At 42.7% G+C, this 12,184-nt stretch carries 14 protein-coding genes; 1 reads left to right on the top strand and 13 read right to left on the bottom strand.

What is annotated here, in order from left to right; translation table 11 throughout:
- Positions 1 to 3: 3 nt before the first annotated feature.
- The 12 genes from AC6H1S_RS18145 to AC6H1S_RS18090 form a co-directional block, all read right to left on the bottom strand.
- Positions 4 to 510 (bottom strand): hypothetical protein, encoded by a 507-nt coding sequence (locus tag AC6H1S_RS18145; RefSeq protein WP_497564526.1) that lies wholly within the window; start codon positions 508 to 510, stop codon positions 4 to 6.
- Position 511: 1 nt separating this feature from the next.
- Positions 512 to 2,476, bottom strand: a complete 1,965-nt coding sequence (locus tag AC6H1S_RS18140) for a J domain-containing protein (protein ID WP_497564525.1) — start codon at positions 2,474 to 2,476, stop codon at positions 512 to 514.
- Entirely contained in the window at positions 2,473 to 3,456 is a 984-nt protein-coding gene (locus tag AC6H1S_RS18135; protein WP_497564524.1) for a DUF4407 domain-containing protein, read from the bottom strand. The genes AC6H1S_RS18140 and AC6H1S_RS18135 overlap by 4 nt, the downstream gene beginning before the upstream one ends.
- Positions 3,456 to 4,691: a DUF4407 domain-containing protein gene (locus tag AC6H1S_RS18130; protein ID WP_199140011.1), complete on the bottom strand. Its 1,236-nt coding sequence runs from the start codon at positions 4,689 to 4,691 to the stop codon at positions 3,456 to 3,458. Before AC6H1S_RS18130 ends, AC6H1S_RS18135 begins: the two co-directional genes overlap by 1 nt.
- Positions 4,692 to 4,697: 6 nt before the next feature.
- Entirely contained in the window at positions 4,698 to 5,165 is a 468-nt protein-coding gene (locus AC6H1S_RS18125; RefSeq protein ID WP_497564523.1) for a hypothetical protein, read from the bottom strand.
- 3 nt (positions 5,166 to 5,168) lie between these two features.
- Positions 5,169 to 6,236: a type I restriction endonuclease gene (locus tag AC6H1S_RS18120; protein ID WP_497564522.1), complete on the bottom strand. Its 1,068-nt coding sequence runs from the start codon at positions 6,234 to 6,236 to the stop codon at positions 5,169 to 5,171.
- A 34-nt stretch (positions 6,237 to 6,270) separates the two neighbouring features.
- Positions 6,271 to 6,603, bottom strand: a complete 333-nt coding sequence (locus AC6H1S_RS18115) for a YegP family protein (RefSeq protein WP_497564521.1) — start codon at positions 6,601 to 6,603, stop codon at positions 6,271 to 6,273.
- 13 nt (positions 6,604 to 6,616) lie between these two features.
- Entirely contained in the window at positions 6,617 to 6,901 is a 285-nt protein-coding gene (yidD, locus tag AC6H1S_RS18110) for a membrane protein insertion efficiency factor YidD (RefSeq protein ID WP_199140019.1), read from the bottom strand.
- Positions 6,902 to 6,903: 2 nt separating this feature from the next.
- Complete coding sequence (locus tag AC6H1S_RS18105; protein ID WP_199140021.1) at positions 6,904 to 7,134, bottom strand: hypothetical protein; 231 nt, start codon at positions 7,132 to 7,134, stop codon at positions 6,904 to 6,906.
- A gap of 217 nt (positions 7,135 to 7,351) precedes the next feature.
- Positions 7,352 to 8,017, bottom strand: a complete 666-nt coding sequence (locus AC6H1S_RS18100; RefSeq protein WP_497564520.1) for a helix-turn-helix transcriptional regulator — start codon at positions 8,015 to 8,017, stop codon at positions 7,352 to 7,354.
- A gap of 3 nt (positions 8,018 to 8,020) precedes the next feature.
- Positions 8,021 to 9,679 carry a sensor histidine kinase gene (locus AC6H1S_RS18095; RefSeq protein WP_497564519.1) on the bottom strand — a complete coding sequence of 553 codons (1,659 nt, stop codon included), beginning with the start codon at positions 9,677 to 9,679 and terminating at the stop codon, positions 8,021 to 8,023.
- A gap of 116 nt (positions 9,680 to 9,795) precedes the next feature.
- Positions 9,796 to 10,020, bottom strand: a complete 225-nt coding sequence (locus AC6H1S_RS18090) for a hypothetical protein (protein WP_497564518.1) — start codon at positions 10,018 to 10,020, stop codon at positions 9,796 to 9,798.
- Between the two features lie 382 nt (positions 10,021 to 10,402).
- Here AC6H1S_RS18090 and AC6H1S_RS18085 point away from each other — a divergent pair, with 382 nt between their 5' ends.
- On the top strand, positions 10,403 to 11,347 hold the full coding sequence (locus AC6H1S_RS18085; RefSeq protein WP_497564517.1) for a hypothetical protein: 945 nt from the start codon (positions 10,403 to 10,405) through the stop codon (positions 11,345 to 11,347).
- On the opposite strand, the gene AC6H1S_RS18080 is transcribed toward AC6H1S_RS18085, so the two are convergent.
- Positions 11,344 to 12,135 (bottom strand): CPBP family intramembrane glutamic endopeptidase, encoded by a 792-nt coding sequence (locus AC6H1S_RS18080; RefSeq protein WP_497564516.1) that lies wholly within the window; start codon positions 12,133 to 12,135, stop codon positions 11,344 to 11,346. The two genes, AC6H1S_RS18085 and AC6H1S_RS18080, sit on opposite strands and share 4 nt — an antisense overlap.
- Positions 12,136 to 12,184 lie beyond the last annotated feature (49 nt).

Raw genomic sequence — 12,184 nt, 5'->3', positions numbered from 1 at the left:
TGTTTAATGATAATAGGGTATTTGAATGGCAGGAATAAACGTTCTCAAGAGTAGGGAAATGACAGCCGATAAAGAAAAAACCATTCCGATCAGCATGGCACTTTTAATGATAAAATAGCCCACATGGTCGTCTTCCATTTCTTCGTTCTCGTTGGTCTTGAACAGTATGAGCTGTATAAAGGTCTTTGTGATAAAAACACACGACACAAAACAGATAAAAGCAGAGCCGCTTACCAAAGCAATAGCTTTGCAGAGCGTTAAAAGGAGCGCAGCAGGATGTATTTTTATCAGATTGTCTATGATTTCGATCGAAATCTCTAGTACCTGCGCTATAATTTTTGCCCCAGATAGGAAAATAGCGGCATACCAAATGGCATAGGAGCGTTTCAGCTTTCCATCCGCATTGAGCTTTGATTTATGTCTTTTGGTTAACAGATAAGCTGTAAGCAACAACAGCATCAACAATAGGATAACGGTGCCTGCAATGGCAATTGGTTTTAAGGAGTTCATGTTATTTTGATTTTAAGGATATCCGCCAATAATTGGTGTTTGAAACATCGTTGGAGAGGATGCCTGGTCGGGCATTAGGCACAGTGGTTTCCCATAGCACGTACCTTTGGTTATTGTATTCGTATGTAAGGCCATCATAAGGTAAATTGATGCCCAGAACGGAATGACTGTAATACGAACTGCTTAATAGCGCTACATCATAACCATAATGCGATAGTACGGTATACAACAATAAGGTTCTGGTATCGCAGTCGCCATTTAACGAAGCCATAAATTCTACCGGCGTATTAATTCCGAACCTTTCATAGCCGTCGCAACGGGCATCGGCGCTGGCCAAATAGCTGGCGGTAAATTCGTCTTGGTAAAGCTGTGCATCGCAGGCCTTAGGTAACACCAGGGTATACGGAATACTTTGCACAAACGAAACAATGATTTCGGCAAATTCTGTTTGACTTGGTTTGCTGGCCCGTTTTAACGAATCAAACATAGCGTATAGCCCTGATAGGCTGTTCTTGTCGTTTTCTTTAAGCGAATAAATGACCCTATCGTAGCTTTGCTCGCTATTGGCCTGAACAGCTAAAGTGTCTTTATAGGCGTGTGCACGGCTAAGGGCACTTTTTTTAATGGCAAAGTGGCCTTCGTAGATCTTTCCATTGTAATCGCTCCAGGTTATATCGTGAGAAATTAGGGTGTCGATTGTTTTGTCGCTTGTATCCGGACTACGTACAGGCGTATGCCTTGGGTTTTTAATGGTGGCCGTTTTTGGCTTTTCTACGGATGCTTCTTTTCTTTTGCCGGTACCTGACCGAAAAGCAGCAATGATAGCGCCGAAGTAGACAAGTGCAAAAAGCATAGAAACAATTCTGGCAATCCAGCCCCAAATGCGGGATGGAATCAGTTTTAACAGCAGCAACAGTATAATAAGCGAAACGAAGAAGGCCAGCTTGGGCAGGAGCAACCAAGAAAATAGTGCGCCAGTTAACAAGGCGAAAATACCGCCTGTTGAACCGAGGCAGCCACTGGCGTTGCTTTGGTAAGAATTGCTTCTAAAAGGCCTTCGATGAGGCCGGCTATAGCTTCCTGTTGAGCCAGCTGTAGTTCGAGATGAACTTGTGCCATGTGCCGTTAAATCAAATGCCCAGTTTCCCCAATAGGTGCTACAGTTGGCATGGTAATATTCTTTTCGGCGGTATTTGATTCCATTATCTATCTTTTCTTCATAGCGGCCGGTTTCTCCATGGCATTCTTCCACTATTGTTGATTCTTCATGGCTTTTAAATTCTCTTACATAGCCATAAAAAGTTCCTGTTACCGTGCCAAAGCTTTCATCTTCATGTTTGGTTACCTTAACGATTTCGGGCTTGGGAATGGTAAGGTCAAGTATTTCTAGCTTATAGTTAGAAGTGTTGTTTAGCCCATCTTTTACCGTGCAGTTGATGGGCTGACTGATGTTGAGGCTGATGGGCTTGTTTGCCGAAAAGACCGCTTGAAATTCGGGCGTTAAATTTTGCCGATAAATACTTTCAATGATGGCATCGGTTTGGGTAACCGTAATTTTGTAAAAAGTTTCCCTTAAAATATCTTCTGCTTGTTGGTTGATATGTTTGCCGAAATATTTGATAAAGATTTGGCCCTTTACATAGGTTCTTTCTTCGGAATATACGGTTGTTGTTTTGGTATAGTGCCGTTTATGGTTTGATGCGGTTTTTTCAGCAGGTTGTTCTTTTTTTTGTTGGGCCTGTTTGTTTACTAAATACTGGTCGTATGCAAAGCGCTCGTCTTTGTTGCCCAAAACCTCATAAGCCTCGTTGATTTCCTTCATCAGGTCTTCAAATTGGGTATTGCCCGGGTGCAGGTCGGGATGGTATTGCTTAACCAACTTTCTATAGGCGAGCTTGATTTCATCGGCCCTAGCCGATGAGGATATCTCCAATATCTTATAGTAATCCTTCTTAAAGTCGCTCATTGCTCAACCAGGTTATTGAAAAAATCAGCTTGCGATAAATAGTTGGGTTGTGGCTTGCGGACCGTATTAAATGGGGGATCGAGAAAGGGCTCGTAAAATACTATGTTTTGGAGCTGGTATTTCCGCTCGAACAACAAGCTGTATCTTGCTTTAAAGAGCGCATATTCTTTCAGAACCAGATTTTTGTCATTCTTTTTCTTTAGGCTGTAATACCTGCTGGTGCCAGATATGGAATAGATCAATACAATAGGTGCAAAGAACAAGACAACAATTAAAAACACCACGATTTTGGCTGTGAAATATTTGCCGGCGAAAGCTATTCTTTTGATGAAAAAATTAGAACCCGAAATGTTGTTTTTGGCTTTCAGGTTGGCCATGGCAATTCGTTGGTCTATCAGGTAAAGTGCGGTATCTATTTTAGCTATTTCGGCAACAAGCGTTTGCGAATATGGCATGGCTTGATACCTGTTCTTGTCGCTTAGCAATTTGTTGATGTCGTTGAAATACAGTTGCTGGTTTACCTTGCAAAAATCTTGATATAGTTGCGTTTTATAGGTTTCAATGTCGGCATCTAATTGTGTCTTGAGTAAAAATATCTTTACGGGTTGTGCAATCAGGAAACCAATCATGAGTACAAAGCCCACCCTCGATAAATTCGACAGGTTGAAGAACTTGACTTTGCTTGTCGTTGGAAATACCTCTTTAGAAAAAGTCTGTATCAGGAAAATGTAAATGGTAAAGAACATGAGCGAGAAAAAAGAGGAAAGCAACAGCTCTGCATGCCACATGTCAAACATCAGGTCGAAGGCATAAAACACGGACAAAAAACTTATCCAGAGAATGCACAGGACCAAAAAACCGGCCAAATAGAATTTAGGGAGGTTGTCGAGTTCAGATTGCTCGAGAATCGGATAGTCGATGCCAATCAGACTCACGATCGACCTCCTGCTCCAAAACCTTACATAGCGTGGCTTCTCCATCAGGCTTCACTTATGTATTCTTCTGGATTTTGAACAATGTCATCCTGTTTCTTTTGTTTCCAGGCATTAATAGCTTCATTGCTCAGCTCACTCTGTACTTCAAGTAACCGGATTTTTTCTTTTAGCAATTTGATCGCCTGATGGTTGATGACCAGATCTCTTTCTATGCCTTCGCCATTGGTATAAAAATCGTGCTGTATTTCTATGCCCTTATCGGCCTTGATCAACTCCTTGATGTTTTCTTCCATGTAATCGTAAGGGCTTTTAATCAGCATCAGCTTGAAGAAGATGGGCGTTAATTCGATGGTCATGAACAAAAGGGTAACAAACAGCGAAATGACCCAGCCAGCCTCCTCATGGGCCAGTTTTATTCTTTCGAGCAACCCATCCAAACCTGCGGCGACCTTGCCGCTTTCTCTCAGCTTGGTTTGCTTGTCTGTTTCTAGTTTTTCGAGGTCTTTTTTGACCTTGATAAATTCTGGGTCGCTGTTTATTTTCGATACTTCTGCTTGGTTTTGTGCCAGTTGTTCTTTAAAGGCATCACACTTTCCGTGGCATCCGCCATGCGAAATTTCGTAGGCGATATCCGCCTTTCTTACCGTGCTGATGCTATCGAGTTGCGCAATCCTGTTCAGCTGTCGCTTAATAATGGCTTGCTTTTTTTCAATCTCGCTGTTGGCCACCTTCTCGATTTCGGTTTTGTACAATTGCTCTTGCTTAATTTGCTTGGCATGCAAGGCTACATCGATTTCGGTTTTGAACATTCTGATCTCTACAGGCTTAGAAATAGTTAAGGCTATAATGGCGCCCATAATGATACGCGGCAAAGCGCCGATCAGTTCTTTTCGGGTAATGGCTTCTGTGCCATCGCCCTTGCCTGTGCTGGTTACGATAAAACGGTCGATGTTGAATATGATGGCCCCCCAAATGAGTCCGAATACGATGGAGATGAGGGCCGTCGGAATGTGCGTAGGATCGTAATCGCCCTGGATGCCTTCTACGGCCTTAAACGAATCGATGGCGTTGCCTTTTGGGGCAAAAATGGTATAGAAGGCATAGCCTCCAGCGATGGCTGCCATTACACCGGTGGCAATGATAATGCCACCCAGGCAAACATATTTAATCTGGTCGCCATAAGTGCTTCTTTCCAGGATATACCTGTCGGCACCTGCGGCTTTCCAAAACAGGCGCATAAAGCGGCTCGATTTGGGCGATTGGTACAATTGATTGTCCATAATAATTTAATTTTCAGCGTAGTTTAGATTGATGATGGTGGCTTGCCCGACTTTAGGTACAACGGTTACAGGCTTTAGCCGAGGCTCCTTTTTGTTAAAGTTGATTTGCGGAATGAGTACGGTATTTTTGTCCAGTTCCTTCACGCGCATACAGCTGTAATCGGGTTGTGCGGGCATTACCGTTTTTAGGAGCTTAACGGTTTCGCTACACGACCACCAGGTATTGGAAATCTTGATGGTTAAGTGTTCGGCTAGGTCGGAAACGGCAACATAAGCGGTGGCCTGTTTTTTGAACGAGTGGAAACCCAATTCGGGAATTGTTAATCGATAGGCCTTCTCCAATTGCCAAGACAGCAAAAACATAGCGTTGCCGTCTACAACAAAGTCGACATACTCCAGGTTTAGAAAGGTAGGTTTGGAGAATGTGAGCGAGTTGAATAGCCAAAATTTAAAGAGCGTTAATTTAGTGGCCATGTGCTATGTTTTGTTTTCTAATTTGGCCACCGATTCTTTGAGCAAATCGTCGTGGCTATAGATTTCGTCTATGCTGTTAATCGGGTGTCTTATTTCCTTTTTGGCCGTGTCTAAAACCACCAGGTATTTTTTGGTGCCCAGGTAAAGTCTGCAGATTGTTTTCCGGTTGTTGTCGTCTAAAAGGATGGCAAAATAAGTCTGCGCATCGCGGTAGCTGATTCTTTTGGGATCAGTGGCTTCGCGCAGGATGGATTTGACGATAAAGAAAGCCTCAATTTCTTCTTCGGTGGTTACGATTTTGTCTTCGGCCATTACCGGTTGCGTAGTGGTGATGGCTTCCTTGTCGTTGCTGTTTGCCTCCTCTTTGTCTAAAGCCGTTTTTAGCCTGTCGGTTATGGCATCGTTCAGCACTTGGTTAGACGACCGTTTAACAAGTTCGGTAAACTGCGTCAGGATACGTTCGGTGATTTTGCCCGGGTACACCTGATTGGCAAAATGCCTGACAAAAATTGGGGTAGGCTCCTTCAGTTCAGAAGTGATGAGGGCCTTGAGTTCATTGGTGTATTTCAAATCGGATGCCGTGTTCGAGATGCTTTCTACATCGAAATATGATTTATGGAACTTTTTGAGCTCCTCAATTTGCGCCTCTTTGATTTCGGCAATATTGAATTCGAAAAAGGGCTTTTCGTCCATCTTGTTGGCATCGTTCAAATCAGTGTAGAAGCGATAGATCAGGCCATTGGTTAAGAGGCCAAACTTTGCCTTACAGGTATGGAAATAGCGAAATAGTTGCGAATTGTGCGGGTCTAGCTTCTCCAGGTGATGCTTGCATTCGATGATGATGATGGGCTCGCCATCTTTCATGATGGCATAATCCACTTTCTCGCCTTTCTTGATGCCAATATCGGCGATAAACTCTGGGTTTACCTCAAACGGATCGAACACATCGAAACCCAGTAATTTGATAAAGGGCATGATCAGAGCATTTTTGGTGGCTTCTTCGGTTTGGAGCTGCGGAAGCATTTTGCTTGCTCTGGCGCCCAGTTGTTTAACCTCGTCTTTAAAATCCATGTTGTTTGTTTGGTTAGGATAGCTTGGGTTTTAACTAAACAGTTTCGTCAACAATTGTAGCCTCTGGCGCATTGGCTTTTACCGATTCGATACCGTTTTCGCGGTTATACACGGAAGTGTACATCTGGCTGGTGCCAATAATTTCGCCATTTCCGGCTTTGAGGTTAAAATAATATTTGTCGTTTTTGGCCATCTCGCGCGCATATCGCGAATCGAGTGGCGCATTGGTCTTTACCGATTCGATACCCGTTTTGCAGGAAGCTTTAGTGGTGTAGCCTTCGCTGGTTAAGATCACCTGCCCGTTTGTGGCTTCGAGGTTGAATTGAAATTCTTCGTTTTTTCTTTTAGTGATTATAAATTTTCCCATGGTTTATATACTTTTATTTGTCGATAAATCTTTCGGCTATTTCGTGTGTTTGCAAAAGTTGGGTATTAGGCAGGATCATCATTCTGCTGCCGTCAATCGGGCTGTCAAAAAGCTGAAAGCCGCTTCTGCAATTCTGAAAGCGATAGCGAAACGCCATCAATCCCTTGCAAAGCCCTTGTGCTTTTGTCTGCTCGTAAACATGCTTAGAGCAGGAAACCCTGAAAAGGCATTTTCGCCTTTTATGCTTGGGGATAACTGCCCAATAAACCTTTATGATGAAGAGTAAAAAAAGCTTCATGCTTAGCTTTTGCTAAAGACAACCATTTGGTAAGCGGCCATACGGCCCGGCTTTGCGCCAATTCCGAAGCAACCAGAGTCGGGCTGAACATAAGTTGAAACACTTTCTAACCTGATGTATGTCCAGCCCTCTTCTGCAAATTGAGCGATTAATTGTTCCAATTGTCTTGCAATCACGCCAGTAGATTCCTTTTGGTTAAAGGTGGCGACGAAGGGTACTACTTTATATTCCATGACCTAGTTTTTGAGTTTGATTATTGATTTAACTCTCCAAAACTAGGCTGCTTAACCGAGGGTTTTTTACGGGAAACCGTAAGAAGTAGAATTTTATAAAATTTTGAAGTACAGCTTATTGTGGCATATTCTTAGCCCCTAAGAAAATAGAAAAGCCATCGGATTTGATAGGCAAACCAGCGATGGCAATGTCGGAAAGGGATAGGATGTTAAGCGGTTAGATAATATTTCGCTCCTTGCAGTACGCAATGAGCTGGCCATTGTTGTTGAAATCAAAAGCATCGCGCATGGTTTTGAGTCGCTTTTCTACGGTGCTAAGGCTTGACGAACCAAACTTTAACGCTTCTAGGTAATCCGGAATTTGCTTCTGCGATTTGCCGTCTAGTAAAAGGCGGATAATGGTTTTGTCCAATGCGTCAAAATCATGGTATTTTTCTTCTGGTTTGAGTTTTGCAGAAAGGTATTTTTTATCTTGATAAACTTCGGTTAATGCATGCTTAAGGTCTTGCGCATCGCCACGGCCCTTGGGTACATAAGCGTCTATGCACAAATCGGCCATCAGACGCTTGGCTTCTGCAACCTTGTTTTCTGCAGAAAATACCAAAACCTTAATGTCGCCCTGCACTTCTTTGACGGCCTTGATCAAAGCCTTTCCATTGTCGATTTCCGGCTTGTGGAACTCGTCTTCTGCAAACGAAAGGTCGGTAAGCAACAGCTCGTAGGGCTCGCCATCGCGAAGCGCTTTTTTGATGCGCGACAAAGCTACGTCGCAATGAGAAACATAATCGGTATCTTTTAAATCAATCTCGAGGCTTTTGAGCATGCTGCAAACAGAAAGGCTCATCATTTCTTCGTCTTCGGCAATTAATACTTTTTTAAACATAAGCTAGGTTTTTGATGAAACGGGAAAAGAGAAATTGATGCGTAATCCTTTCTCTGAACCGGTTTCAAAAGTAATTTGCCCATTTAGGTTTTTTATACGGGTTTCCGTATTGCGCAGCCCGTTGTTTGATTTTACTTCTCCTTTAATGCCGATGCCATTGTCTTCATAAATAATGTGCAGTTCGTGTTCGGTTTTTGTAAATTGAAGCGTTACCTCGCTGGCCTGGCTGTGCTTGCGCATGTTGACGAGCAGTTCCTGCAGGATGTGTATGACTTCGTCTTTTGCCGTTAGCTCTACCTTGTTCCATAAAGCGGCGGTGTTGCCCATAAGGTGTACCTCGATTTGGTCGGTATTGAACGAGTAGATAAGGTTGGCTATTTTTTGATGAAAATGAGCAGTTGGTGCAAGTGGCTTTTCGTAGGAAATGTCGCGCGATTTTTCGTAGAGGTCTTCTATCTCATCCAGCAAAACTTCTTTGTCTAGTTCGGGCTGGTATTCGATCTTGTTCATCACGCGGTAAAGGCCATTGGCCACTACGTCGTGTACTTTTTTGGAAGTTTTAAGGCGGCTTTCCTTGATGGCGTTTTCCTTCTCCATTTCCAACCTTTGTTTTCTTTTCCTGTACCAGAAGGTGCCAGCGCCTAACAGAATCGCCAAAGTAACTACTGCATAGGTTTTTTCGGTATTTTCTTTCTGCAATTTAAGATTGTCTGCCCGATGTTTTTCTATTTCATATCGGATTGGCGCAAATTGGTTTTTGTCATTGTTACGGGCAGTTTCAAGGCTATCTTTTAGGGGTTGATAAAGATTAAAATATTTTACTGCTTTGGATGGGTTAAGTCTAATAAGTTTTTCTAAAGCCTGGCTCTTGTCATCTGGACTATTTGCCGTTTGGGCCATCAGATACATCTTATTGGCAAAGAATAAGGCTGAATCTGGACGTTTTCTTTCATAGAAGTCTGCTAAATGAGCATAACTAGAATTACGACTTAAAATATCATTTTCTTCTTCACGAATATTCATTGCCTTAATTAGCTCCGGAGCAGCATCATAGTTAGGATTCTGCAACCATTTAGTAGTCGCAATATTAGTCGTAACAGTGGCATATTGTTTTGGCGTGTTATGGATTTGATTTAAGATTTTATGATATATTTTTAACGCCGATCTATAGTCTTTAAGGTCTCTATAAACAGTGGCCTCATTGCCCAAATAAGCAAGTGAGTCGGGTGAGTTTTTAGAAAATTTAATTGCCAGATCGTAGTATTTCAATGCATTTTTATATTCTTTTAATCGATAAGACGCAATTCCAAGATTGTTAAAATTAGATCTGATAAATACATATTGCTCTTCGTCTTGTTCCTTGAAATATGACCTTGCATTTAATGAAAGCTCTTGGCCCCCAAAATAATCCCCTTTTTCTGTCGAAAGGATAGCCATATTTAACAAGCTTTTGCCTACACCTAGACTGTCTTTCTTCTCGGAAAAAACATTCTTTGCGAGATCGAAATAAAGGAAAGCACTATCATAAACCTTTAGAGTATCTCTAAACTTAAAGGCTTTATCATAAAAGATGTTCTCTGTTTTTGGCTGTTTCTGTGGCGACTTTTGCGAACATGACACTATAAACAGTAATGAAGATAGGAGCAAGATGAGGCGTTTCATGGTTCAATAGTTTACCCTAAATTATAAAAATAAACTATAGTGCAAATGAAGATGAGCACAGGCCAAATTATGAAGACAAAAAAATAAGGCGGTATTGCCGCCTTATTTTTCTATTGTTATGGTTTTGGTGGAGGAGTTTGGGTAGTGTCGCCACCAGTACCATCTTCACCTGAACCGCCTTCGCCTGAGCCCCCGCTGCCTGGATCGCCAGTACCTGGTTCGTTGCCAGGATCGCCTGGGGTAGTTGAGTTAACGGTTACGGTGCCACCTTTGCATTGCGAATGGCGCATAGTTGGGTTTACCAATCCCAACAGGATGGCTATAAAAATCGGAATAATCATTTGGATAAAAATTTTAAGGTTAAAAAATTGGCCGCGCCCGAAACGGATCAGGAGTTGGGCGTTGCCGTTGATTTTTTAAGAAGCGCTTCTTAAAATTTTTGGGAAGGATTTTGAGCGTCTATCGCGGAAGCAGGTCACTGCTTCCCAAACCAGGTACGAACTCCCGCAATGTCGGCTCTTGGTGTAATTGGTTCTGTTTAAAGGAACTGTTCATAACACAACTCCCGAACTGATTACGAAAGCAAATGTAAAATCGCTAACTTGCTTATGGTTAAGGAATTCCATTGTTTCCTTTTTTCCGGGTTTTTTCCAGCCTTATTCCGGAAAACCGTAAAAATTCCAGAAATTCCAGTTTAGATTTGTCTGATTAATCCTCTTAAAAATGCTCAAGGAATACAAAACAGCGGTACTAAAATTTTATGAAGAAAAGAAAGAAAACAACCTGCTTCGTGACAATTTAAAAGAACCCACTAGGGCCAGGCTGAGAGAAGAAAGCCTTTATGTTTTAAAGGAGAGATATCTGGAAAAGGACGGGCCAACCCTTAAGGCTTTTTTTGACCCAAAATCGAAATACAACGACCACGTACGCAGCATCGAAAATTTTGATGGAGATGGCTTTAAGTCTATGTACGATTTCTTTTTAAACCAGCCAGACATTAGGAAGAAAGAGAACATAGAACTGTTGGCCTGGTTGATAGATTTTGAACCAAGACCCTATAACAATTGGAGTGGTGAAATTGTCCAGCCTCCACCACCACCACCAGTGGATCCCCCTCCACCTCCTATTCCTCTTGGGGGGCGGCTTCCTTTCGAAATCAAAATAATGATCGTTGTCGCCTCGTTGTTGCTGATTTCAGGTGGAGGGATCTACTATATTTGGAATAACAAAAGACACGAGAAAAATCCGTTTGTTGGCCAAAGTGATTGCATGTACTGGGCCGGTGATCACTACGAACTGGTTTCTTGTAATCCAACGGTTGGCTATGCCCAGCATAAAATTCCTTTCGATGCCTTTGAATGGAAGAATCTCAAAAAAATCAATTGCCCAGATACGCTTACCGACAATGATATTGGCAAGGTTTGGTACATGAAAGTGAAAAATGATATCGAATTGTATACGGCCAAAGGGCGATACCCCTTGGACACCAATAGGGTATTAAGGCCGCTCACCAAATACATGTTGGATCAATATATCCCTAGGAAGAAAAAAGTAGCTTTTTTGGAATGGGCATTGAAGGGAATTAGCGGCGTAGCCATTGTTGCTTTTCTAGGCCTGATATGGGCCTTGTGGGCGAAGACGAGAGCCAAAAAACCAAGACTTTCTTAGCAAGATTCCCGTTTCTTCAAAGCATACTTTAACAGCAAAACCGCAATAATGGCACTTCCAAACCTGAGCAGGTTGCCCTCCCAGCCGGTAGCGGCCGAATCGGAAACTACAAAGACATTCCAGGCGGCATTGAGCGAAACATGAAAAACAAAGCCGCTCCATAAGGTGTAGCCATCCAAATGGTTGAGGATGGCAAATAAAATACCTCCTGAAAAAGTAATGAAAAATACCTGCAGGGCTATACCGGTGCCGCCACCCATACCAAGCCAATGTATGCCTCCAAAAATCAGCGATTGCAACAGTAGGGCGGGAATCATAGACCAACCCAGAGTCTGGCGCACAAAGATGAAACCCAAGCCCCTAAATACCAGTTCTTCGGCGAAAGGAAATAATACCGAGAGATATAACAAATCGGTCAGGCCCAGCTGGGTATTCAGTTTGCTGGTTGCGCCAAGCCCAATCCAAAAAGGTAGGGTGGCAAGCAAGGCCAGCAATGGTCCGCGCAGGCCGTTCCAGCCTAGGCCCAGGGCCTGTATCAAGTTTTTTGAAGTTTTGGCCAGTAATCCATAAGCCACCAACAAGGCCAAAATTACAGCCAAAAGGTTGTCTAAAATAGCGCCTCCATATGGAATGGGGAAGCCCGGAATTTTAAAACCCATCCACTGGGCTATATCGCGGATTTCTAAAGCGCTTAACAATGCCAATACTAGGACTAATGCTTTGAGGATTACGTTGGCTGAGCCCGGTTTTTCGCTAGCCAGCAGTTCATGTTGGTGTATTACTCTCATCGTTGTTTGTTGGTTTTTCATTAACAAGATGAGGAGGCCGTAAAAAAGG

Source organism: Pedobacter sp. TM02 (assembly GCF_059705275.1).
The sequence above is the reverse complement of the archived record's forward strand: the minus strand, read 5'-3'. Positions and strand labels throughout refer to the sequence as shown.